Source organism: Rathayibacter agropyri (assembly GCF_013249015.1).
In the GTDB taxonomy this organism is placed as follows: Bacteria; Actinomycetota; Actinomycetes; order Actinomycetales; family Microbacteriaceae; genus Rathayibacter; species Rathayibacter agropyri.
This window is the reverse complement of the sequence record NZ_JABRPL010000003.1, coordinates 19,679-42,776: the sequence shown is the minus strand read 5'-3', so window position 1 is coordinate 42,776 and position 23,098 is coordinate 19,679. Positions and strand designations below refer to the sequence as shown.

Sequence of the window (23,098 nt, the reverse complement as noted above, 5' to 3'; positions counted from 1 at the left end):
AGCGCCAGGGGTTTGCGTGTCCGTGCGGCGGGTTGCTACAGGATGGTGCGGTCCTCGCGGACGGGGGGCGGGTGCTCCTCGGCCGTGACCGCGTCCTCTACTGCGGCCCGGGTCTCGGGATTGCCGAGTATTCGGAAGTGGCCGCCGGTCTCGATCCGCACATTGACCGCGCCCTCGAGCATGCTGCCGTCGGGGATGTGCGGATCGAAGAGCCCGAATACCGAGGTGATGCGGGCGTTTGCGCCCGCGCGGCCGGTGAGCAGCAGCGTCGTCGCATCCCGAGGGGAAAAGGCCCGGAGGCTCCGCAGGACCAGGTAGGGCGCGTAGCGGGAGCCGCCGAACGGCGTCGACACGGCGACCATCCGATCGACGCGGCTGTCGGGGTCGAGTTCGGTCATCACGTATTTGCCGATCAGGCCGCCCTTGCTGTGCGCAACGATCACCACCTCGCGGAGATCATGCTCAGCGAGGTAGGCGGCCACATCCTCCGCGGTGCGGGCGACGGGCCGACCGTTGCGGCCAAGGCTCGTGAGAACGTGCAGCGGGTGGCCGCGCGCGTGCAGCGGATCGATGATCGGACGCAGGAACGACCACGTCTCCCAGATGCCGGGCAGGACGACGACCGGCCGACGGTCGCCGTCGAGGTAGTCGTCCGGCGCCCGGCGGGAGAGGACGCCGCGCATCTGCCAGGCGACGGCGTAGGCGTAGTCCTGAGACCACCAGGTGGCAGTGCGCAGCAGGCTTCGGAGCCGCTTCATGCGGCTGACTCCGCCTGGCGGGGTGCAGGCAGCGGAGTGGGCGCCTCGCCGAGCGCGGCGGCGAAGCGGAGGATCTCGTGTGCCAGAGCTTCGGGCTCGGTGCGCGGCACTACGTGGCGGGACGCCGCCAACTCGACGAGGCGCCCCCGCTCGGCGTCGGCGAGGAGGCTCTCGCACCAGTCTCGGGTCGCAATCGGGTCGTCGCGCCCGCGCACGATCAGGACCGGCTGGGCGAGAGCGGCGAGCCGCAGTTGGATCGGGTAGTGCAGCATCTCGGGCAGCTGACGGAGGTACCAGCGCAGTCCGCCGCGCAGGTAGTCGGCGAGCACGATCGCATCGACGCCGACCGGCTCGCCGAGGCAGTCGCGCAGGAGAGCGAGCCCTTGGCGCAGGGAGCCGGGCCTCAATGGGTCGACGACGGGCCCGATCAGGACCGCTCCGTCGATGAGATTCGGAGCGCGCAGGGCGAGCTCGACGGCCACCTGCGTCCCCATCGAGTGCCCTACCACGACCGCCCGGGTGACGCCACGCTCGATCAGCGCTTGCTCGACCTGCCGGGCATGATCCTCGATCCCGACCCGCTGCTGTGGCCGGCGGTTCGCCCCGAAACCGGCGAGGTCGACTCCGATCACCCGGCTGTGCCGGCCCAGCGCCGCCGCGAGGGGGGAAAAGGTGTGGTGCGACATCCCGATGCCGTGGATCAGGACGAACGTGCGCTGGGCGTCGGCGCGTCCACCGGCGAGGGTGCGCAACTCGACCCCCTCGACGTCGTGTCGCACAGAGGTCACGCGTCGGGGTGATGTCAGCAGCATCGTCCCAGGCTAGGTACTCGGCGCGGACAGCGCTTGGGGATGCGCGCGCGGCGGCTGTGGTCTAGGCGTCCGGCCCCTGTGGAGGAGCGCCCGGCGGGCGGAGCTGTCAAGCGCCTCCGCTGCGGCAGCCGTGCTGCCTACCCTCGAGCGAGGGCGACGGATGCCGCCCGCGGAGGGATGACGACATGCGGATCGCGATTGTCGGGGCGACGGGCAATCTGGGTACGGCACTCCTGCGACGCCTGGACGGCGAGGCCGGGGTGGACGAGATCGTCGGAGTCGCGCGGCGGGCCCCCGGGCTCGACTCCGAGGAGTACCGGGGTGTGCGCTGGGTCGAGGTCGACATCGCGTCGAGGGAGGCGCCGCGCCTGCTTCGCGACGCCTTCGCCGGGATCGACGCGGTCGTGCACCTCGCGTGGGCACTGCAGCCGAGCCACGATGAGCAGTTCCAGCGGCTGGTCGACGTCGGGGGGACCGCGGCAGTGCTCGCGGCGGTCGCTGCCGCCGGAGTTGGCCAGGTCGTGGTCGCGTCGTCCGTCGGTGCGTACAGTGCGGCTCCCAAGTCGACCCGGGTCGACGAGAACTGGCCGACCGGTGGTCTGCACACATCGACGTACAGCCGACATAAAGCAGCGAACGAGCGGGCGATGGATGTGTTCGAGGCCGAGCACCCGGAGGTGGTGGTCACCCGGCTGCGCCCTGGGCTCGTGTTTCAGCGCGGCGCGGCGACCGAGATCGCCGGACTTTTCGCGGGACCGCACTCTCCCACCCGGTGGCTGAAGGCGGTCCGTATCCCTGTCCTGCCACTGCCGCGGACCCTGATCGTCCAGGGCGTGCACGCCGACGATGTGGCCGACGCGTTCTGGCGCGCACTCGACAGGCGAGCGGGTGGCGCCTTTAACGTCGCTGCCGAGCCTGTCCTCACTCCGCAGCTCCTGGCCCGCGCGGTCGGCGCCCGGCTGGTGACGGTGCCCTTCGGCCTCCTCCGCTCGATCGTCACCGCGACGTGGCACCTACGGCTACAGCGGACGGACGCGGGCTGGCTCGATATCGCGGGCAACGTCCCGGTGATGTCGACCGAGCGGGCGCGCGCCGAGCTGGGCTGGACGCCGAGGTTCACGGCCGAGGAGGCGCTCGCCGAGCTGGTCGAGGGTCTGGGCGACCGGTCGACCATCGCGGGATCTCCTCCGCTACGGGGATAGGCGAGCCGCGGGAGGGTCCGCTACTCAGCGAGACCTGGCCGGAGGCGTCAGCCCTGCTCGTCCGTCACCCGGATGAGGACCTTGCCGGTGGCTCCCTGCTCGACCGCGTCGTGCGCGGCGGCAGTCTCCTCGAGCGGGAACCAGGTCAGCGGCAGGCCCGCCGCCTCGCCCACCGGCAGTGCGCCGTCGGTGAGGGCGGCGGTGATGTCCTCCGCGACGGCCTGCAGGGCCTCCTCGCCGACCGTGTACAGAAGGAGACCCTGCCAGCGCGCGTTCTTCGCGAAGCTGGCGACGATTGGCGCCGTGAACTCGTTGCCGTTGGTGTTCGCGTAGTAGGCGATGCTGCCGTGGTTGGCCAGCACCGCCACGTCGAGGGCGGCGTTCTGCGCGGGCGCGACCTCGACAACGTGCTGAATACCGTCGGGTGCGAGCTCGCGGATGCGGTCAGCCAGCGTGTCGTCCGGGTAGTGCAGCACGTGCTGCGCGCCTGCCGCGCGGGCGAGCCGCTCCTTGGAGTCGCTGCTCACCGTTGCGATGACCGTGGCGCCCGCCCAGACGGCGAGCTGGATGGCCGCATGTCCGACCGCGCCGACGCCGCCCTGGACCAGGACGGTGCGGCCCGCGAGGGCACCGGGAACGAGGCGGGAGGGGCCGTGTTCGTGCACGGTGAGGGCACGGTGGGCGGTCATCGCGGGGACGCCGAGGCTGGCGGCGACGTCGGTCCCGATCCCGTCGGGGAGGCGCACAACATGCTCGGCGAGCAGCACTGCCGACTCCTGCGCGGTGCCGGTGGGGCGCTGGTGGGCCGAGAGGTACATCCAGACCCGGTCGCCGACGCTCAGGCCCTCGACGCCGTCGCCGACCGCAGACACGACGCCCGCGCCGTCCTGGTTCGGGACGACCTCGTCGAAGGCGAGCTCGCCGTCGGCGCGTGCCTTCCAGTCGGTCGGATTCACTCCTGAGACGAGCACCTGGACGCGGACCTCACCGGGCCCGGGGGTCCGCGTCTCCCGGTCGACGAGGGAGAGGACGGAGGAGTCACCGGTGTGTGAGTAGACGATCGATCGCATACCGACGGCAAGGCGCGGATCGCGCGAGGTATTCCCGGCCGTACGTGCGCTGCCCGAGGTGCTCTTTCGGGTAGCGGAGCGGTTTTTCGCCCTCCCGTTCTTCGGCGCCAACTGGAGCAAGGTTGTGGATGGTGCCTATCATGACGACCACTCAAATGCGTCTCGTGGGGGGCGCGGAAGGCAGGGGGATCCGTGCGAGTACGGTTTGATGCGGAGGCGGCGAGTCTTCTCTCGTCACGATTGCGGAGTGCGGCGGTGGAACTCTCGCGCCAGAGTCAGGAGCGGGAAGCCGCGGTGCTTGACGTGCAGATCGACTTCTCGGGGGTTGCGCAGGTGCTGTTCGAGCGGGCGTGCAGGCCTGCTCTCAACGATCGGATGGCGCTCATCGACGTCTTCTCGATGGTCGCCGACCAGGTTGACGCGGTGGCTGAGCAGGCGGCGGCGGAGCAGGAGCGCCGCGACGCCCTCGACTCCTGGTATGAGCGGGAGAGGGTACGTCTGCACAATCAAATTCCAGGGGACCCGTTGCAGGCGCTGAAGGACGAGGTCGCGCGGGACCTCGATCCGCGGCCCTCCACCGAGCCGATCCGTCCTCGTCCGCTGTGCGTGTCCTTCGGAGTGCGGGCGCGATACCACTCGACCGAGGGCGCTCCGACGTCGGGGAGGAGCTCGGCCGATCCGATGCGCCTGCGCAGCTTCCTGGGAGTCGCTCGGGCGCTCGATCGGGAAGCGGGCGACCTCGTCAATCGGCTCAGTGGCGACTGGACCGAATTCCGCGACAGCTGTTCCTGGGCGCCGATTGAGCGAATGGACGCGCTGGGCGGTCTAATGGGTCTCCTCAACGAGAACGCAGACGACGCGAACTGGCTCGAGCGCGTCGCAGAGGCGTTCGAGCGTGCCGGGGGCGGCACGCTCTCGGACGTCGCGATCGGCACCTGCGCGATCGGGCGTCAACCGGCTCCGCTGCGACATCTCCTCGATCGGAGTCTCACGTCGCCGGACGTGCTCGCGGCGTGGCGAGACTCGGGGCTGAGGCCCTCCGACGTTGCCGGCCTTCCCCTCGCGACGCAGATCGCCTTCGCCGATCTCGACGGGCTGCCAGCTGCCGCTCGCGATGCCGCGTCGCGGGCCGTGCTCGATGCGGCGGAGCGCGACCCGATGGGGGTCTATCTGGACCTCGGGCTGGGGAGTGGGGAGGGCATAGGGCTAGCAGAGTTCACGGAGCAGATGAGTGCGCTTCGGGAGGCGGTGAGGGATGCGGACGAGAAGGCGAGGAAGCTAGCGGGTCCGCCTGCGGGGCAGGTCGCTCAGCTCGTCGGGCTCAGCGTGGACGACGGGGCGCTGGTCGGGGCCATCTCGCTGGGGAATCTTGATACGGCGGAACGGGTGACCGTCAATGTTCCGGGAGCGCTCACGACAGTTGGGAGCATGGAGCAGAACGTCCGCGTGGCGAATGATCTATTCGAGGGTGCTGTATTCATCCATCCTGGTACCTCCTTCGCTGTCGTCTCATGGATTGGCTACCACACTCCCGCGGGACCTGAGGCCTTGATCGATGCGCGGGCTGACTCCGGGTCTCCCCGTCTGAGCGGCTTCATCGATGGTTTCCTCGATGCGCGAGCGGATCTTCCGCCCGAGAACATTTCCCTCCTGAATCACTCCTACGGCTCGCCGACGGCGGTCGATGCCTGTCGGGACATTCGGCACCGCATCGACGCGCTCGTCTCCTATGGCTCCGCCGGGGTCGACCCAGATATCGACCTGAAAGACCTAAATGTCGACAAGGTGTTCGCGACCGAGGCCGATGCCGACGGGACGGCAGATATCGGCCGTCTCTGGGGTCTGGGTCCGCGCGTCGACCCCCGGACCCTCGATGGCGCGATCATCTTCTCCGCCGAGGAAGGGGACGGGACAAAGGCTGTGACCGGACATGATATGTCGCCAGACGAGTCGAACGGGGATGTTGGCTACCTTTCACCGGATGCGACCTCCTTCAAGTCCGTAGTCAAGATTATGGCGACGGGGGACGTGGCTCAGTGAGAGCGAGGAAGAATTCGCGGCGGACTGTCCGTGCAATGCTGGCGACGGCACTACTGGTGACGCTGCTCTGCGGATGCGGAGCGGGTGGAGAAAGGAGCACGATGACGGAGCGGCGGGATGCGGCGGGGATGACTCAGGCGGAGGTGGCGAAGTTGTCTTTGGAGCAGGAGTTCGAGCTAAATGCGCAGCATTACGTGCACATGAACGAGTTGTTGCGGGATGCGCAGTTGCGGATTAGTGACGGTGTGTGGAGGTGGAACGGTGGGGAGACGTTGCCCGAGGAGGGTTTCAATGGTGGTGTGGGTGGGGGTCTTCCGGGTGCGACGGGCAAGAACAGCTACTACGTGCAAGGAGGCAGAATTCTGACCCCAGAGGGGGCGAACGGTTCCCTCTCGGACCTGGACCCGATGCGGAAGTATTTTGAGGAGCAGGGGTGGCAGTATTTCACACGGGAGCACACAACGGACGCCGATCTGTGGGGTATTACCGGTGACGGCTATAGGATTAACTATTATATTCAGGCGAGTGGAGTGTATTCGATTCAGGTGTATAGCGAATTATTTTGGACGAACGATGCTCATGCATTATTCGAAGCGGTCGCGTCCCGGGATTACGACCCGTTCCCGGAGGAGTCGCTTCCCGGCGTGTATGTCCCCTTTCCTCGATGGGATGCTCCGATCCGTCCGCTGGGCCGTCAGTGACTGCTTTGAGGATGGCGGCGAGGATCGCGGGGGTTCTCGCGGTCTTTCTTGTGGTGTCGGCGTGTTCGTCGATTCCGATGGCGGAGCGGCGGGATGCGGCGGGGATGACGCAGGCGGAGGTGGCGAAGTTGTCTTTGGAGGAGGAGTTCGAGTTGAATGCGCAGCATTATGTGCATATGAACGAGTTGTTGCGGGATGCGCAGTTGCGGATCAGTGGCGGTGTGTGGAGGTGGAACGGTGGGGAGACGTTGCCCGAGGAAGGGTTCAGTGGTGGGGTAGGGGGTGGTCTTCCGGGCGGGACGGGCGAGAACAGCTACTACGTGAGAGGGGGCCGAATTATCACCCCGGAGGGGGCGAATGGTTCCCTCTCGGACTTAGACCCGATGCGGAAGTATTTTGAGGAGCAGGGGTGGCAGTATTTCACGCGGGAGTATACGACCAACGCCGAATTGTGGGGTATCACGGGTGATGGCTATCGGGTGAAGTACTTCATTCAGGCGAGTGGCGTGTATTCGATCCAGGTGTATAGCGAACTGTTTTGGACGAATGATGCGCATGCGTTGTTCGATGCGGTCGCGTCGCGAGACATTCCTGAATTCCCGGACGAGTCTCTCCCTGGTTTTTACGCCCCGTTCCCGCGTTGGGATGCTCCGATTCACCCGCGTGGGCGGCAGTGACCCGGATTCGCAAACGTCGGCTTTCGGTGCTGGTCCTCGGTACTTCCCTCGTCGTGTCGGCATGTTCGTCGATTCCGGTGGCGGAGCGGCGGGATGCGGCGGGGATGACTCGGGCGGAGGTGGCGGAGTTGTCTTTGGAGCAGGAGTTCGAGCTGAATGCGCAGCATTATGTGCACGCGGAGGAGTTGTTGCGGGATGCGCAGTTGCGGATTAGTGACGGCGTCTGGATGTGGAATGGTGGTGAGACGCTGCCCGAGGAGGGGTTCAATGGTGGCGTGGGTGGGGGTCTTCCGGGTGGGACGGGTAAGAACAGTTATTACGTTACGTGTACTCGGATCATCAAGCCTCCGGGGGCTCAGGGGGCCAGGGCGGATCTGGATCCGATGGTGGCCTATTTTGAGGAGCAGGGGTGGGAGTGCTTCGTCAGGGAGAAGTCGGCGAGTGCGGATTTGTGGGGGATAATGGGCGACGGCTATCGGATTAACTATTTCATTCAGGCGAGTGGCCAGTATTCAATCCAGGTGTACAGCGAACTGTTTTGGACGAACGACGCGCATGCATTGTTCGTCGCGGTTGCGTCGAGGAGGGAGAAAGAGCATCCGGACGAGTCGCTTCCCGGCGTGTATGTGCCCTTTCCACGCTGGGACAACCCGATCCGTCCGCTGGGCCGTCAGTGATACCCAGAAGGGCGGCGGACCCGAAAGTCCACCGCCCTTCTGCGTAGCATCCGATCAGGACTGTGCGTCCTCCTGGACGGCGTGCTTGGCTTCGCGAGCCGAGTCCGACACGTCGTCGGCAGCCGAACTGCCGGCTTCCTTGACATTCTGCGCGGCGTCCGCTGCGGTGTCCTTGACCGCGGAGAACGCTTGCTGCGCGGGCTCTCGGAGCTCGTCGGCAGCCTCCTTCGCGGCGTCCGTCACCGAGTCGACGACCGGCTGCGCCTGCTCCTTGACGCGGCTCGCCGCTTCCTTCTCCTGACTTGACGCCGGGATCAGCGAGGCGACCAGCAGGCCTGCCCCGAAGGCGATCAAACCGACCGCGAACGGGTTGCCCTCGGCCTTCGCCTTGGCCGCGCCGGCTCCGCTCGAGAGCGAATCCGAGGCGTCGTGCGCCGAACCCATCACGCGGTCGCGGACCGAGCCCATGGCCGACTTCACCTTGTCGGTCTGCCGCTGCGCAATGGCGCTCGGGCTGACCTTCTCGGCGAGAGCATCGACGTCGCCGCCGAGTTCATAGCGAGTGCGCTCGATGTCCGCGCGAATCTCCTCGGCGCTCTTCGAAGAATCAGCGCTCTTCGAAGAATCAGGGCTCGTCGACGAATCAGCGCCCCACGGCACATTCGGGGTTGTGTTCTCTGTGTTGTACGTCATCGTCCTGCCCCGTTCGGCTTGAGTGTTTCGGGAATCTTTTTGAGGGAGTCGACCGTTTCTGGGGCACCGTCGATCTGCTGGAGGCTCTTGCGCCCGACGGCGTAGAGGATCGCGGCGATCACGCCCCAGATCACTGCCACGACGACGCCCGACCAGCCGTTGCCGATCAGCGTGCCAAGGCCCCACCAGAGGGCGATCGAGAGGAACAGCACGGCCATCAGTGCGGCGTAGCCCGCACCACCGAGCAGACCGGCGCCCTTGCCCGCTTTGCCGGCTGACTCCTTCAGCTCGGCCTTAGCGAGTGCCATCTCCTGACGGATCAGGGTTGACAGGTCGCGTGAGACCTCGCCGAGCAGATCGCCCAGCGATGTCGAGCCGGCCCGCTCGTCGGCGGTCGGCTCCGAAGAGCCTGCGCGATGCGCGCCCGACAGGTCGCTCACAGCCGAGTCCCGCCGGGGAAGGAGTCGTAGCCGGTCGCGGTGGGCGGGGTGCTCAGCGGGTCGGCAATCGGCTCGGTCGGCAGGTAGTCGCGCTCAAGAGAGCTCGATCCCACGGTTCCGTAGGCGGAGGGCGCGGGAGCGTCGAACTCGGGTCCGTCGGTACGGGCCGTGGTTGCCTCCTTCTCGTCCTTCGCCTCGGCGGTCAGCGCGCGGATGAGGCGCCCGCCGACCAGGCCGGCGGCGGCGGCGATCACAATGAAGGCTCCCGGACGACGGCGCGCGAACGAGCGGACGTCGTCGAGCAGCTCGGAGGGGTCGCGGTTCTCGAGCCACTGGGCCACGCCCTGGGCACGGGTCGCGGCCTGCGAGACGAGGTTCGCGGCTGCGTTGCCGCTGCCGCCCTCGCCGTTCGCGAGTGCGGTGAGGTCGTCGCTGAAGGCGCGGACACCCTTGGCGGCGTTCTCCTTCTGCGCGTGCGCCTGCTCGGTGAACTGCGTACGGCTCTGGTCGTAGAGGTCTTTGACCTGGACCTTGGCCTCCTGGACCACGTTGGCGGCCTCGTCCTTGCCGGTCGAGAGCACGTCGCTCGCGGCCTGCTTGGCGTCGCCGGCTACTGCGCCAGCCTGCTCCTTCGCGGTGCTTGCCGTCTCCTTCGCGGAGTCGACTGCGCCACTGGAGCCGGAGGCGGCGTGCGCCCCGGTGTAGGTGGAGGTGTCGGTCGCGCCGAAGTTCGCGGCGCCGTCTCCGAACGGAGGTGAAGCGGGATCGATGTTCGACATCGTCTGTCCCTTCCAGGGTCGTGTGGTGTGGATAGCGTGCCGGCGCCGCCCAGTCTGGGCGCGGCGTCGGAGCCTCGGGAAGGGAGTAGCGGTCGACTCCGCAGGGAGGATACGATCCGCGCCCGCGAGAGGGTCAGGGCTGCCGAGCCTGGGAGCGGCCAGGGCATCGTCCCGAGACGGCCGTCAAGCCCCTTCTGGCCCTCCGACAGCGCTGCTTACCGTCACAGAACAGACATCGGACGTCCGATCCACCGGAACCACTCGATTACCGGAAAGGCACAACCAGTCATGTTCTTCCACCGTCAGGAACTGCAGTTCACGGCCACTCCCTCGAAGCCTGATGCCGTCTTCGCGCGCCGGTTCCAGGAGGTGCTCGGCGGCCAGTACGGCGAGATCACTGTGGCGATGCAATACGGCTTCCAGGCTTGGAATGCTCACGACCCGGGCAAGTATCGAGACCTGCTGTTCGGCATTGGTGCCGAGGAATTCGGCCATGTGGAGATGATTGCCGTGATGATTGCCCAACTGCTAGAAAAGGCCCCGGTCGAGCAGTCCGAGGCCGCCATTACCAAGGATCCGGTCCTCGCGGCCGTGGTCGGAGGCATGGATGTGCAGGCCGCGATCGTCGCCGGCGCTGGTGTCCGACCTGTCGACAGCATGGGCAACCCGTGGCAGGGCTCCTACATCACCGCCAGTGGAAACTTGCTCGCTGACTTCACGGCGAACGCCAACGCCGAGATGCAGGGCCGTCTTCAGGTCGCGCGGCTTTATCACATGACTGATGACCACGGAGTGCGCGACCTGCTGTCGTTCCTCCTGGCCCGCGACACTATGCACCAGAACCAGTGGATCGCGGCAGCCGCCGAGCTGCGCGCCGAGGGCAAAGAGGATCTGCCCGTGCCCTCGAACTTTCCTCTCTCGAAGGAGGAACGCTCGGTGTCGTACGAGTACATCAACTTCTCGGACGGCGCAGCCGCGTCTGAGGGGACCTGGGCGTCCGGCCCGACCCCCGACGGCAAGGGCGAGTTCAGCTACCGCGTCGCCGAGCCGGGCGCCGGAGTCACGATGCCGCCGCCCACTCAGCCAGACGAGCGCTTCTACGGGACCGACCCAAAGCCGAACATTGTCGAGAAGGCAGTAGGGGCCGTGAAGGATGCGGTGACGGGCAAGTGAGCGCGGCACGTCTCCTCGGGGCCCTGGGCGCCTCCGTCCTCACGATCGGGCTGCTGGCTGGCTGCACGGGTGATGCTCAAACGCCGAACCAATCGGGCAGCGCTGTGCCCACCAGCGCCGACGACGGGTCAACCCCGACGCCCACGATGCAGCCGACGCAGACGCTCCCGTCCGACACCGCGACTCCCGCAACCTAATCGCTCCGCGGCGGCACCCCAGGGCCGGCCGGTGCAGTGCGAGTGCGAATATTGGCAGGCTACCTGGGCCCTGGACAAGCCCCCTCGCGTACTCAGCGGACGGGCAGTCTGCGGTCCTACCGTCGTAGAACGATCAGTAAAGGAGGCACCACCATGGGGCTCGATGACAAGATCAAGAACGCCGCTCAGGACATCGCCGGCAAGGCGAAGGAAGCCCTAGGCGACCACAAGAACGATGACAGCCTGAAGGCCGAAGGCCAGAAGGACCAGGCTGCGGCCTCGACCAAGAAGGTCGGCGAAGACGTCAAGGACGTCTTCAAGTAGGTCACGCCACTACCGCGAAGGCGGCGCTCCCCTGGGGGGCGCCGCCTTCGTCATCGGTGGGCGAAGCGGAGAAAGACCGCCTTCGCGTCTACGGGTGCAGCACGACCTTGATGCAGCCGTCCTCCTTTTTCTGGAAGGTCTCGTAGAGGCCGGGAGCGTCCTCGAGAGGAGCGCGGTGCGTGGTGAGGTCCAGCACTCCCAGCGGGTCGGCCGGATCCTCGACAAGCGGCAGCAGCTCATCGATCCAGCGCTTCACGTTGCACTGCCCCATCTTCACAGTGACCTGCTTGTCGAACATCGACTTCAGTGGCAGCGGGTCGGCCTCACCGCCGTAAACGCCGCTGAGCGAGACAGTCCCCCCGCGGCGCACGAGATCCAGCGAGGCCGTGACCGCAGCGAGCCGGTCGACGCCCACCGTATCCATTGCTTTGCGGGCGATCGGATCGGGGAGCAGCCCGGCCATCGTCTGCGCAAAGGAGCCCATCGGGGATCCGTGGGCCTCCATGCCGACCGCATCGATGACGGAGTCGGGTCCGCGCCCTTCGGTGAGATCACGCAGCTGATCGGCGATGTCGTCCGAGAGATCGAACGTCTCGACGCCGTGCCGGGCCGCCATCTCGCGGCGCTCGGCGACCGGGTCGACCGCGAGCACGCGGTAGCCCTTGTGCACGCCGATACGCGTGGCGAACTGGCCGACCGGGCCGAGTCCGAAGACGACGAGCGAGCCGCCGTCGGGCACTTCCGCGTAGTCCACGCCCTGCCACGCGGTCGGCACGATGTCGCTGAGGAACAGGTAGCGCTCATCGGGCAGGTCGGATCCAACGACGACCGTGTTGTAGTCGGCTAGCGGGACCCGCAGGAACTCGGCCTGTCCGCCGGGGACCTGACCGTACATCTTGGTGTAGCCGAACAGCGCGGCTCCTGACCCGTACTCGGTCACCTGCGTCGTCTCGCACTGCGACTGCAGGCCACGGCGGCACATGAAGCACTCACCGCACGCAATGGTGAAGGGAACGACGACTCGGTCACCGACCCGGAGCGTCGTGACGCCTGCGCCGACCTCCTCCACGATGCCCATTGGCTCGTGCCCCAGCACGTCGCCCTTGTCGAGGTATGGGCCGAGGAGTCGGTACAGGTGCAGATCGGAGCCGCAGATCGCCGTCGAGGTGATCCGGATGATCGCATCGGTCGGCTGCTGGATGCGGGGGTCGGGGACGGTCTCGACCGAGACCTTCTCGATGCCCTGCCAGGTAAGTGCTCGCATGTGTGTCTCCGTTCTCCGGCTCACGCCGGGGTTTGCCTCCAGCGCACACCCGCGCAGCACGGGAGGGGAGGGGCTTGACGCTCCTCCGCCCCCGCTTCGCAGCGGATCTTCGGTCCGGCACCATGCGAGCATGCGGCGTTCACCTCGCTCACGGCGGCGGAGTGATGGGATGGACGGATGGATGCTCTCTACACCGCCATCGCCCACGCCTCCGGTGGAGGACGCGACGGCCACGTCCGCACGGAGGACGACCGTCTCGACCTCGATACCCGCGCCCCCGAAGAACTCGGCGGCTCCGGGGAGGGGACCAACCCCGAGCAGCTCTTCGCTGCCGGCTACTCGGCCTGCTTCCTCAGCGCGCTGCATGGAGCCGGCAGGCAGCTGAAGATCGACACGACCGATGCGGCCGTCTCGGCCAGTGTCTCGATCGGCAAGAACGACTCCGGCGGGTTCGGCCTCTCGGTCGAGCTCGACGTCTACGTGCCGAAGGCGAGCGCCGAGGAGGCGCAGAACGTCGCCGACGCGGCGCACCAACTCTGCCCCTACTCGAACGCCACGCGGGGCAACATTCCCGTGCAGATCAACCTGGTCGACTGACCAGATGCCGGACGACGGCCCCTCCCCGAGACCGGGTGGGGGCCGTCGTCCGGCATCTCCTCAGTGACGGACAAACCACGCTCCGTTAGGGTCGCACCATGAATGAGGACCCGTCGCAAGAAGAGACCCTGGTACAAGCCGAACTGGTGCAGATTCGCCAAAGTATCGACAACATTGACGCTGCGCTGATCCACCTGCTTGCAGAGCGCTTCAAGTTCACCCAGAAGGTCGGACGGCTCAAGGCAGCTCACGGGTTGCCTGCCGCCGACCTGGATCGCGAGGCGCGCCAGATTGCGCGACTCCGGGCGCTCGCCGAGGAGTCGCACCTCGATCCCGCCTTCGCCGAGAAGTTCCTGGGGTTCATCGTTGCCGAGGTCATCCACCATCACGAGCGCATCGCGAGCGGTATCGAGGACTGACCCGCGGCCACCTGTGTGCTCTCGTGTCTTTAGCGTCACGAAAGTGTGGTGGGCGAGAGGATCGCGGCGGTGCTCCCTAGCCCCACGGTGGCGGTGCAGAGATCTCGCGCGGAACCTTAGTCGGTGCCGACGCTCCTGACGAGGGAGTTCCTTGCGCTCGATAGGCCGAATGCAGCGCTGACACACAGCGACAGGAGGGCGGCGGCCAGGTAGGTCGTGTCGACGGAGGTGACCTCGGAGATCAGTCCGCCTAGCGCATTTCCGAGGGGAATTCCTGCCCCCAGCGTGAGAAGTCTTCCTGCAACAGCGACCCGGCCCTGAATGTTGTCGGCCGCAATGCTTTGACGCAGGGCTGCGGAGCCGACGAAGACCACGATGAAGGGGACAGCCCAGAGCCCCACGACCGCCAGTGTTACCGTGGGCGACTGAGCGCGAAGCATTCCCGCTAGTGCTATCGCGGCACAGAGGAAGCTGGCCGACGTCACGAGAAGAGGGCGCCTCGCAAACGGAATTCTCGTGAGGAGCCAGGACCCGACCGCGGATCCGATGGCGATCGCCGCGTACGCCTGGGCCACGAGGGCCGTGCTTTCTTCTTCTCCGTAGCGACTAGTGAACAGCACGACGAGTTGCCCGAGAACAAGGCCCTCGGTGAGGGCGAAGAAGAAAGCCGCGGTAGTGATGCGTCTGACCGGGAGAGATCGCCAGATAAAAACGAAGCCCGACAGGGCCGCTGACCAGGTCGGCTTCGACCTCGATACCACGTCGGCCGCATCGAGGCGGCGGCAAATGGCCCTGAGGAGAATCGCCGAAAACAGTAGCGCGACGGCTTCGACGAAGAAAACATGTGTCGCACTCGTCGCATGGAGGACGACGCCAGCGGCAAGAGGTGCCGCTATTTCCACTATTGCGGACGACCCCGCGACGGACGCATTCGCGCGCTGAAGACTGTCCGCTCCCACGAGCGCCCGTAGCGCACCCGCATGTGCCGCATCGGTTGCGACGAACAAGACATTCGTTACTGCGAGGACCGTCAGGAGGACGGGCAGGGTGAAGCCGCCAAGGAGCGCGCTAGCGGCCATGCCTCCTAGAGCAAGACCACGCAGGAGGGTGCACAGGACGAGCACCGGCCCCCGAGGCCATCGATCCACGAAGTGACCGACCGGTATTCCGAAAGCGAAGTAGCTGGCACCACCAATGCCCGAGGTGAGTCCAGTCAGAACTGCTGAGCCTGTAGAGGCGTACACGAGGACGGGGACGACAACGGTGGTCGCTGCCGCCCCCGCGATCGAGATGAGCCTCGCCGACAGATACACGACGAAGACGGTCTTGCCGTCTGCGGTCTCTAAAGGTGGTGTGCTCGATATCGTCATTGGTGGGCCTCACCGCCAAGGATCGTCGAGGTTGCCAGAGAGGAAGGTCTGCACATCGCGGAAGGTCTGCACATCCCGTCGAAGACTTCCTGGCGCCGCTCAGCCCTCGATGCGGAGCAGCCCTGGCAGCAGCGCGGTGCGCTCGCGGAGCACGCCGAGCAGCAGGGGATACTCGGGAAAGAACTCATCCGGCCGTAGCACGGGCAGGCGTAGCCCGAGCGGCACCCGGGTGACTCGGCCGCTCATCTCGGTGAGTGTCAGACGCAGACCGCTCCGCGCGGTCGGACTGCTCGCGACCACAGAGCGCAGTGCGTCGAGCGGGAAGACCAGGCCATCGATCTGGATCGCCGACTCGGAGACGATGATCGTCCTCGGGAGTCCGGGTCGAAGCGCCAGGCGCGCAGCGATCAGACCGAGCGGCAGTGAGAGGGCTGCGACCACGGAACCCGCGACGATCTGGTGTCTCTCGCCAGAGGGAGCGTCGGCGAGGGCAACCGCCAGGATTCCCGCGGCGAACGCCTCGGTGGCGACGATGACAAGCACGAGAGCCCGCCGGCGCAGCGGAGCGAGAAGCGGGCGGAAGAGCACCGCGTGCGCGCCTGTCGCGTCAGCGGGGGCGACGGCGTCGCGGATGCGGGCGACAGCACCGAGGTCGGCGAGCAGGGTGGCCAAATCCCTCGGGCGGTAGTGCGCACAGCGGACGTCGACCCCGTCGCCGCGGCACCAAGCGACGAAGCCGTCTCCGTCACGTGATTCCATGAAGCGGACCGACCGGCGGGGCCACTGCTCGCGCCGCCGGTGTCCGCGCATCAGAACGACCTGAGTCTCGGTGGTCACCACGCGGGTCGGTGTGAGGACGAAGAGCGACACGGCCGAGGCGAGGCCGACCGCCGCGGTCACGGCGAGGAAGATCAGGGCGAGGATCGATTCGTCGAGGACGCCGCGTTGATCGGCGAGAATCGCGAAGGGGATGAGCACGGCGGCGAGGCCGGCTCCGACCAGCCGAAACAGGAGCGCGCGCAGCCGGAGAAGGACCGAAGGGCCGTACACACGCCCGGTCCGGATCACCACTGGTTCCGACTGCACCGCGTCAGGCTATCCCCCGCCGTGCGGGGGTAGGCCGGCAGGCGCAGAGGCGGCGCGATCCTCGCACGATCCGTCCCTAGCTCGGGGGACTTTTGTGAGAATCCATCCGACAGATGCCGGGTGACGGCCCTCGAGCCGTCACCCGAGCGACCTACGCCTCGGCGGTGCGTCGCAGGGCGCGGACGGAGGTGACCCGCCGCCGAGCAATGGCGACGACGGTCAGCAGCAGGCCGAACAGCAGCCAGACCACGAGTCCGACGACCGCGCCGGCCGTTCCCTCCGTACCTTCGACTACTCCCGAGAGGGCGTTCTGCGCGGCGGACAGCGGCAGGAAGCCGAGCACGTCGGTAAACAGACCCGGCACGGTCGAGATGATGCCCGCGCCGAGCGCGATCACCGCGGCGACCATCGAGAGGAACCGGCCTACGCCTCCGAGCAGCGCCACGAGGCCCTGGTTGACGGCGGCGAACGAGGCGCCCGCCAGCATCGAGAGCAGGGCGAAGCCGACCCAGCGGCCGGGCTCTAGACCTGCGACGTTGCTCATCACGATCGCGACCGCGAGGCCCTGCACGACTCCGATCACGAGAGCGGGCACGGAGGAGGAGAGGGCCAGCGCCGCGGAGGAGCGGGTCGAGGAGAGCGCGCGGTGCGAGAACGCAGCGAGCACGAGGAACGTCGCGAGGGCACCGAGCCAGAGGGCGATGGTCGCGAAGAACGGAACACTGGCGGCTCCAAAGAGGTCATTCGTACTGCTCGCGTTCTCCACCGGGTCCGCGACGACGTCGGCGAGGTTCGTCGACTCGGAGTCGGTGTAGGTCGGCAGCTGGGCGACGGCCGCGTCGAGTCCGGTGGCGAGCGAGCGAGTGCCGTCGGTGAGCTGCACGGCGCCGTCGGAGACACCGGTAGCGCCGTCTGCAAGCTGGGTGGCTCCGTCGGCAGCGGAGGAGGCGCCCGTCGCGAGCTGGGCCGCCCCGCCCGCCGCCGTGGTCGCGCCGGTCGCGAGGTCGCGGGCTCCCTGCGCCGCGCTGGTCGCTCCGGTGGCGAGCTGAGCGGCGCCGCCGGCAGCCGCGTCGGCCCCGCCGGCCAGCTGCGTCAGACCGCCGGAGAGCTGGCCGATACCGTCGGCGAGGGAGCGGGCACCTGTGGCGGACTGCCCGACGGCGTCGATCAGCGAGGGTTGCCCGCCGCCACCGGTGCGGATGCCCACGTCGATCCCGGCCACCGCGCCCGCTGTCTCCTGGGTGAGGGTGACCGCGCCAGTAGGTCCGCTCGCCGAAGCGAGGACGGCCTTGGCCGCGATGCACTGCTCGGTGGTGCACGACTCGAGCACAGTCGAAAGGCCGGCCAGCGTCTGCGCGGTGGCGGTGGCGGCACTCGCGCTCAGAGCCGCGACCTGCTGTGTCCCCTCGCCGGTCTTCTCCACTCCGCCCCGTAGCCGGTCGAGGCCGTCGGCCAGGGAGGACGCGCCGCCCTGCAGTGTCGCCGCTCCGGTCGCGGAATTGCGGGCGCCCGTCGCGAGTTGCGCGACTGCGCCCGAGAGGTCGGAGGCGCCAGTACCCAGCTTCCCGACGCCGTCGGCGAGGGAGGAGGCGCCGGTGCCGAGCTGTGCGACTCCGTTCGACAGCGACAAGGCACCTGTCGCGAGTTCGCCGACGCCGGTCGCGAGGCTGCCCGTGCCGTCGGCGAGGGAGGAGGCTCCTGTGCTGAGCTGGTCTGCGCCGTCGGCGAGGGTCCCGGCGCCCTCCGCCGCCTGGCCGATCTGGTCGTGCAGGGTGGTGAAGCCGACGTAGACGTTCTCGAGATACGCGGTGGTGAGCTGGGTGTTCAGCAGTGAGGTGGCGGTGCTGGTGACGGTTGCCGAGATCGCGTCGTCGACGAGCTTGGCCTTCTCGCTGGTGGCGATATCGATGGTCGCCTTCGTCGCTTTCGCGGCGTCGCCCGAGTACGAGGTGGCGGCGGCGGAGAAGGAGGAGGGGATGGTCACGACGGTCGCATAGCTGCCGTCGGCCAGGCCCTTTGCAGCGTCGTCCTTGTCGGTGAGGACCCAGGTGAAGTTGCTGGACGAGTCCGAGCCAGAGACGTTCGGCGCCGGCGTGGTGCCGGGAGTGGGCGTCGCGGCCGAGGAGTCGGTCGCCGAGTTGGTGCCGCCCGTAACGAGACCGGAGGCGAGCTGGCGCCCGAGCGGAACGGTCTGCCCGTTGATCTCGACGGGTGTGTCCTCGTTGACCACGGCGGCCGTGATTCGGTTGAGGCGCTCGGTCGGGTTCCACAGCGCCCAGACGAGGAGGCCGCCGATCACGAGGGGGACGAGGACGATCCCGAGAAGGGTCACCCAGGACACCTTCGTGACTCCGCGTGGGCGTTCGAGGGAGAAGCGAGCCATCTGTCAGAGGACCTTTGCGATCGCGCGGCGCTCGGCCGCGGGGGAGACCGCGAGCGTGCCGCGGTCGGTGGGGAGGACGTCATCGAGCGCAGCCGCGTCGACGGAGGAGGCGACCACGGTGAAGGCGTCGTCGGCGGCACGGGCGGCGTCGAGCTCGGCCCGGATCGCCTCGCGCAGCAGCGGGTCGGTGACCGTGTCGAGGTCATCGAGCACCAGGATCGGCGGGGCTGACTCGAGGGCCGAACGCACCTCGGCGACCGGGTCGGCGACTCCGGCTAGGCGCACCAGCCCGACCTTGCCTCGCACGGCGGCCGAGCGGATCGGCACCACCAGGCCCGCGACCTTCAGGCGCCCGGAGTCGGGGGCGAGGCGGCCGGCGATGCTCAGGAGCAGCGCGGTGCGGCCCGAGCGGTGCGGGCCGTGCACGACGAGGGAGGATCCGGCCGCGACCCGCAGCGACACGTCGCGGTAGACGGGTCCGTCGGGGCCGTCGAGGCACAGGCCCTCGGCGGCGATCGCATCCGTCGCCCCCGGCTCCGGCCAGTCGGCAAGCGCGAGCTCTTTCGTCAGCCCCTCGCCCTCCACGTCGAAGGAGGGGAGGATGCGGTCGAGCCAGCGCGGCATGTGCCACGCGCGGTCGCCGAGCAGGTGCAGCACGGCCGGCACCAGCGTCATCCGCACGATGAATGCGTCGACGAAGACGCCGACGGCCAGGCCGAGCGCGATCGGCTTGATGTTGGTGTCCCCCTCCGGCACGAAGGCGGCGAAGACGGAGAACATGATGATCGCCGCGGCCGTCACGACCTTGGCCGAGCCGACGAAGCCCGACTCGACGGCGGCCCGCGCGGGCCGACCGTGCACGTAGTCCTCGCGCATCCGCGAGACCAAGAACACCTCGTAGTCCATCGCCAGGCCGAAGAGCACGCCCATCAGGATGATCGGCATGAAGCTGATGATCGGGCCGGTCTTATCCACGTGCAGCGCGTGGGAGAACCAGCCCCATTCGAACACCGCTGCCACGGCGCCGAAGGAGGCGCCGACCGAGAGCAGGTAGCCGAGCGTCGCCTTAATCGGCACCCAGAGGGAGCGGAACACCATTGTCAGCAGCACCAGCGACAGGCCGACGACCAGCAGGCCGAACGGCAGGAGCGCCTTGGCGAGCGTGTCCGAGATGTCGATGCCGACCGCGGTTTGGCCGGTCACGGCGAGGTCGACGCCGTACTGGCGCTGGAAGTCGTCGTGCTTGTCGCGGATCTCGGCGACCAGCGCCTTGGTCGCCTCGGAGTCAGGGCCGCCCTCGGGGATCACCTGGATGATGCCGGTATCCGCGGTCTCGTTGGGTGTCGCGAGCGGCACCGAGGCGACTCCGTCGAGCTTCTCGATTTCGCCCTTGAGGTCGTTCATGAGGCCGAGCGGATCGGTTGAGCCGATGATCGTGCCGGTGACGATGAGCGGGCCGTTGTAGCCGGCTCCGAAATTCTCGGCGAGGAGGTCGTAGGTGGTGCGCGCGGGTGTGCCCTCGGCCTGGTAGCCGGCGTCGGGCAGGGCGAGCCGCAGGCTGAGCGCGGGGATGCTGGCGACGCCGAGCACGCCGATCACCGCGATGATCGTGACGATCGGGAAGCGGGTGACGACCCGGACCCAGCTGCGGAAGAAGCCGTGGGGAACGTCGGCGTGGCCGCCGAGGGAGGGTGCTGCCGTGTCTTCGGGCGCCTTCGGGTCGATGTGAGCGGCCTTCGCTGCCCGCTTCTTCGCGCGGCGATCCTTCGGCCGGAGGCGCCCGCCCGCGAAGCCCAGCAGCGCGGGGGTGAGCGTGAGAGCGATGATGACGGCGATGGCGACTCCGCCCGCCGCCGCGATGCCCATCGTTGTCAGGAACGGGATGCCCGCGACCGACAGGCCGACGAGGGCGATGATGACGGTCAGGCCGGCGAAGACCACCGCGGAGCCGGCGGTCGCCGTCGCGCGTGCGGTCGACTCCTCCGGGTCCATGCCCTGCCGCAGCTGGTCCTGGTGGCGGCTGATGATGAACAGGGCGTAGTCGATCCCCACCGCAAGTCCCAGCATTAGCGCCAGGAGGGGCGTGGTCGACGAGATCGAGGCGAAGCGGGTGGCGATGAAGATTGCCGACATCGAGAGCGCGACGCCGAGCAGCGCGGTCATCAGCGGCATGCCCGCGGCGGCGAACGAGCCGAAGGTGAGCACGAGAACCACCAGGGCCACGACGAGACCGATCGCCTCGGTGATCGTGACGCCGGGGAGGTTCTGCGCGAAGAGGTCGCCGCCGAGCGAGACCATCGAGCCGGCGGGCAGGGCGTCCTGGAGGGTCGTCGCCTCGGCTGTGAGAGCATCGCGGCTGGCGGTGCTCGTCGTCGTGGCCGAACCGTCCATTTGGGTGGTGATGACCAGAGCGTTGCCCGCCTCAGAGATCGTGCCCGAGACGCTGTTGGAGTAGGGATCGGTCACCGCGGCGACCTCGTTGACGTCGCTGAGCGCGGTGACCGCCTCGCTGACGGGCCCTTTCACGTCGGCGTCCTGCACGCTGCCTCCGTCGGGGGCGATGACCACATAGCGGGCCGACGTGCCGCTCACCTGCGGGAATGTGCGCTCGAGCTGATCGAGCGCGGTCTGCGACTGCGTGCCCGGGATCGAGAACGTGTTGTCGGTGCCCTGGTTGAGCAGCAGCGCTCCTCCTCCGCCGGCCACGACGATGAGCAGCCAGAGGACGGCGACGAGGCGGTGGGCGCGGTACACGCGACGACCGAGACGGTAGAGCAGCGACGACACGCGGTCTCCTGACGGTGGGTGGGAAGCGATACGTCTCTGTACCTGGGGTGCCACGATGGTTCTGGCTTCGATACACGAGCGTATCCGATACGACACCGTATTCGATACAGGAACGTATCGCGTACAGTGATGGTCGTTGAGGGCGTTGACAATCCAGGAGGTGTACACGATGACTGCGAGTGACGCCACTGCTCCCGACACCTCCCGACGCGGGCGCACGCGCGAGCGCCTGCTCGACGCCGCGTACGACGTCTTCGCCGAGACCGGTGTGCACTCCGCCTCCGTCGAGCAGATCTGCGAGCGCGCGGGCTTCTCGCGCGGCGCCTTCTACTCCAACTTCTCCTCGAAGGAGGAGCTGTTCTTCGCCCTGATGGAGCGGGAGAACGGTGCCAGGATCACCGGCCTCGTCGAGCAGATGGGTCGTACCATCCCGCGGGTAGTCGAGTCGGATGAACCGCTCAGCGCCGAGACCCTCGCGGTGGTCATCCTCGACTTCCTCCAGGGACCGGTGACCGACAGCCGCCGGTGGTGCGTGGTGGAGTCGGAGTTCGAGCTGCTGGCCCTGCGCGACCCGCGCATCGCGCCGCAGTACCGCGACTTCCGGGCCGGCTTCGACGCCTCCCTCGTGCAGATCGTGCACGGGGCGCTGCGGCAGGTGCGGCGGGAGTTCTCGCTCGAGCCGACGACGGCAGTGCGGCTGCTGGTCGCGAGCTACGACGACGCGGTGAAGCAGTCGATGCTCGAGGACGAGTCGGAGTCGGCGGCGCTCGAGCGGCTGCGGACGACGCTGACGGCGATCGTGCTGGCGATTTCAGTCGCCGACGCCTGAGGCCTGTCTCTGGTTCTTCGTGCCCGCCGGCGACACTCCAAAAGTTGTCGCACTCGGCGCCGAGTGCGACAACTTTTGGAGTCTCGCGAACGCTCGACGGCGGCGATCAACCGGGGTGCCGTGCGCCCGGGGATCGCGTCCCCGGCTAGAGTCGCGGCATGGTCCGGACGACGCAGCGCCTCGTGATCGCCCTCTCCGCGGCGCTCCTGCTCGCAGGTTGCACGGCCCCCGCGCCCGGGGGAGCGGAGGCGATCGCCCCATCGGACGGTCCCGCCGCGGGGCCAGCGGGAGGAGCATCCGGCGCAACGACCGCTGGGGGCGCCGGGTCGCCTCGGCCCGTGCCGAGCGTCTCGATTACTCCTGCGCCCGTTGCGAGCGACACGGGCGAGTGCGCGATCAGGACCCTCGGTGAGGACACCCTCGACGGAGTGGCCCTCGAGGTGGTGCGCGATCGCGGGTCTCGGGTGGGCGCGACCGGAACGGTGCGGACTGCCTCCGACGGAACCCCCGCCGCGTACGTCGTGGCCGCGGGCGATATCAGCCAGCGGATCGCCGACCGTTTCTGCGTGAGTTCGGACTACCTCGACGCCCTGAACTCGGTGCGCCGCGACGGGGTGAGCATCACCAGCCTTTTCGGCGGCGACACCCTGAACCTGAGCCCGTCGACGGTGCTGAGCGTGGGCGATCAGAACGGCCGCGTGCTCGACAACGCGGAGCCGGACGACCTGCCCGCGCAGACCCGCTGACGGCACGCGGCGCCGCGCCAGCCGACCACGGCGAGGAGCACGGCCGAGACCGCCTCACGCCAGAACGCAATAGT

General features: G+C 68.0%; 23 protein-coding genes. 12 read left to right on the top strand and 11 right to left on the bottom strand.

Going from position 1 to position 23,098, the window contains the following annotated elements:
• Positions 1-35: 35 nt before the first annotated feature.
• Positions 36-758, bottom strand: a complete 723-nt coding sequence (locus HRF29_RS08910) for an esterase/lipase family protein (RefSeq protein WP_246226909.1) — start codon at positions 756-758, stop codon at positions 36-38.
• Positions 755-1,570, bottom strand: a complete 816-nt coding sequence (locus HRF29_RS08905) for an alpha/beta fold hydrolase (protein ID WP_173247948.1) — start codon at positions 1,568-1,570, stop codon at positions 755-757. Before HRF29_RS08905 ends, HRF29_RS08910 begins: the two co-directional genes overlap by 4 nt.
• Before the next feature lie 185 nt (positions 1,571-1,755).
• Between HRF29_RS08905 and HRF29_RS08900 the strand changes: the two genes are divergently transcribed.
• Entirely contained in the window at positions 1,756-2,772 is a 1,017-nt protein-coding gene (locus HRF29_RS08900; protein WP_173247945.1) for an NAD-dependent epimerase/dehydratase family protein, read from the top strand.
• 47 nt (positions 2,773-2,819) lie between these two features.
• Here HRF29_RS08900 and HRF29_RS08895 read toward each other — a convergent pair whose 3' ends face one another.
• Positions 2,820-3,842, bottom strand: a complete 1,023-nt coding sequence (locus tag HRF29_RS08895; protein ID WP_173247942.1) for an NADPH:quinone reductase — start codon at positions 3,840-3,842, stop codon at positions 2,820-2,822.
• Positions 3,843-4,097: 255 nt separating this feature from the next.
• Here HRF29_RS08895 and HRF29_RS15340 point away from each other — a divergent pair, with 255 nt between their 5' ends.
• The 4 genes from HRF29_RS15340 to HRF29_RS08875 all read left to right on the top strand — a co-directional run bounded on the left by HRF29_RS15340 (position 4,098) and on the right by HRF29_RS08875 (position 7,937).
• On the top strand, positions 4,098-5,882 hold the full coding sequence (locus tag HRF29_RS15340) for an alpha/beta hydrolase (protein ID WP_173247939.1): 1,785 nt from the start codon (positions 4,098-4,100) through the stop codon (positions 5,880-5,882).
• Between the two features lie 101 nt (positions 5,883-5,983).
• Positions 5,984-6,583 (top strand): hypothetical protein, encoded by a 600-nt coding sequence (locus HRF29_RS08885; protein WP_173247935.1) that lies wholly within the window; start codon positions 5,984-5,986, stop codon positions 6,581-6,583.
• Between the two features lie 11 nt (positions 6,584-6,594).
• A complete protein-coding gene (locus HRF29_RS15160) occupies positions 6,595-7,260 on the top strand; it encodes a hypothetical protein (protein ID WP_173247932.1) in 666 nt (221 codons plus the stop codon).
• A complete protein-coding gene (locus tag HRF29_RS08875; RefSeq protein ID WP_173247929.1) occupies positions 7,257-7,937 on the top strand; it encodes a hypothetical protein in 681 nt (226 codons plus the stop codon). The genes HRF29_RS15160 and HRF29_RS08875 overlap by 4 nt, the downstream gene beginning before the upstream one ends.
• Before the next feature lie 54 nt (positions 7,938-7,991).
• On the opposite strand, the gene HRF29_RS08870 is transcribed toward HRF29_RS08875, so the two are convergent.
• From HRF29_RS08870 to HRF29_RS08860, 3 genes are read right to left on the bottom strand one after another with little or no spacing between them, the layout of a single operon-like run.
• Positions 7,992-8,630, bottom strand: a complete 639-nt coding sequence (locus HRF29_RS08870) for a DUF3618 domain-containing protein (RefSeq protein WP_173247926.1) — start codon at positions 8,628-8,630, stop codon at positions 7,992-7,994.
• Positions 8,627-9,061 (bottom strand): phage holin family protein, encoded by a 435-nt coding sequence (locus tag HRF29_RS08865; protein WP_173248666.1) that lies wholly within the window; start codon positions 9,059-9,061, stop codon positions 8,627-8,629. The genes HRF29_RS08870 and HRF29_RS08865 overlap by 4 nt, the downstream gene beginning before the upstream one ends.
• A 5-nt stretch (positions 9,062-9,066) precedes the next feature.
• Positions 9,067-9,849 (bottom strand): ATP synthase subunit B family protein, encoded by a 783-nt coding sequence (locus HRF29_RS08860; RefSeq protein ID WP_173247923.1) that lies wholly within the window; start codon positions 9,847-9,849, stop codon positions 9,067-9,069.
• Between the two features lie 288 nt (positions 9,850-10,137).
• On the opposite strand from HRF29_RS08860, the gene HRF29_RS08855 reads away from it, so the two are divergent.
• From HRF29_RS08855 to HRF29_RS08845, 3 genes are all read left to right on the top strand, one after another.
• Positions 10,138-11,022: a manganese catalase gene (locus tag HRF29_RS08855; protein WP_173247920.1), complete on the top strand. Its 885-nt coding sequence runs from the start codon at positions 10,138-10,140 to the stop codon at positions 11,020-11,022.
• Entirely contained in the window at positions 11,019-11,219 is a 201-nt protein-coding gene (locus tag HRF29_RS08850) for a hypothetical protein (protein WP_173247917.1), read from the top strand. The genes HRF29_RS08855 and HRF29_RS08850 overlap by 4 nt, the downstream gene beginning before the upstream one ends.
• Positions 11,220-11,372: 153 nt before the next feature.
• On the top strand, positions 11,373-11,543 hold the full coding sequence (locus HRF29_RS08845) for a CsbD family protein (protein WP_085477811.1): 171 nt from the start codon (positions 11,373-11,375) through the stop codon (positions 11,541-11,543).
• A gap of 88 nt (positions 11,544-11,631) precedes the next feature.
• On the opposite strand, the gene HRF29_RS08840 is transcribed toward HRF29_RS08845, so the two are convergent.
• Positions 11,632-12,807 (bottom strand): zinc-dependent alcohol dehydrogenase, encoded by a 1,176-nt coding sequence (locus HRF29_RS08840; protein ID WP_173247914.1) that lies wholly within the window; start codon positions 12,805-12,807, stop codon positions 11,632-11,634.
• Between the two features lie 177 nt (positions 12,808-12,984).
• On the opposite strand from HRF29_RS08840, the gene HRF29_RS08835 reads away from it, so the two are divergent.
• Together HRF29_RS08835 and HRF29_RS08830 are read left to right on the top strand one after the other, a co-directional pair.
• Positions 12,985-13,404 carry an organic hydroperoxide resistance protein gene (locus HRF29_RS08835; protein WP_104265946.1) on the top strand — a complete coding sequence of 140 codons (420 nt, stop codon included), beginning with the start codon at positions 12,985-12,987 and terminating at the stop codon, positions 13,402-13,404.
• Positions 13,405-13,502: 98 nt separating this feature from the next.
• The gene (locus HRF29_RS08830; protein ID WP_173247911.1) at positions 13,503-13,823 is read left to right on the top strand and encodes a chorismate mutase; all 321 of its coding nucleotides are present in this window, start codon (positions 13,503-13,505) and stop codon (positions 13,821-13,823) included.
• Between the two features lie 116 nt (positions 13,824-13,939).
• Here the strand turns inward: HRF29_RS08830 and HRF29_RS08825 are convergent, their stop codons facing one another.
• From HRF29_RS08825 to HRF29_RS08810, 4 genes are all read right to left on the bottom strand, one after another.
• Entirely contained in the window at positions 13,940-15,193 is a 1,254-nt protein-coding gene (locus tag HRF29_RS08825) for an MFS transporter (RefSeq protein ID WP_173247909.1), read from the bottom strand.
• A gap of 99 nt (positions 15,194-15,292) precedes the next feature.
• Positions 15,293-16,279: a hypothetical protein gene (locus tag HRF29_RS08820; protein WP_173247906.1), complete on the bottom strand. Its 987-nt coding sequence runs from the start codon at positions 16,277-16,279 to the stop codon at positions 15,293-15,295.
• A gap of 151 nt (positions 16,280-16,430) precedes the next feature.
• Complete coding sequence (locus tag HRF29_RS08815) at positions 16,431-18,611, bottom strand: YhgE/Pip domain-containing protein (protein ID WP_343043704.1); 2,181 nt, start codon at positions 18,609-18,611, stop codon at positions 16,431-16,433.
• Between the two features lie 54 nt (positions 18,612-18,665).
• On the bottom strand, positions 18,666-21,449 hold the full coding sequence (locus tag HRF29_RS08810; protein WP_173247900.1) for an MMPL family transporter: 2,784 nt from the start codon (positions 21,447-21,449) through the stop codon (positions 18,666-18,668).
• A gap of 169 nt (positions 21,450-21,618) precedes the next feature.
• On the opposite strand from HRF29_RS08810, the gene HRF29_RS08805 reads away from it, so the two are divergent.
• Together HRF29_RS08805 and HRF29_RS08800 are read left to right on the top strand one after the other, a co-directional pair.
• Positions 21,619-22,278 carry a TetR/AcrR family transcriptional regulator gene (locus HRF29_RS08805; protein ID WP_173247898.1) on the top strand — a complete coding sequence of 220 codons (660 nt, stop codon included), beginning with the start codon at positions 21,619-21,621 and terminating at the stop codon, positions 22,276-22,278.
• Positions 22,279-22,436: 158 nt separating this feature from the next.
• Positions 22,437-23,024 carry a hypothetical protein gene (locus HRF29_RS08800; protein ID WP_173247895.1) on the top strand — a complete coding sequence of 196 codons (588 nt, stop codon included), beginning with the start codon at positions 22,437-22,439 and terminating at the stop codon, positions 23,022-23,024.
• Positions 23,025-23,098: the final 74 nt, after the last annotated feature.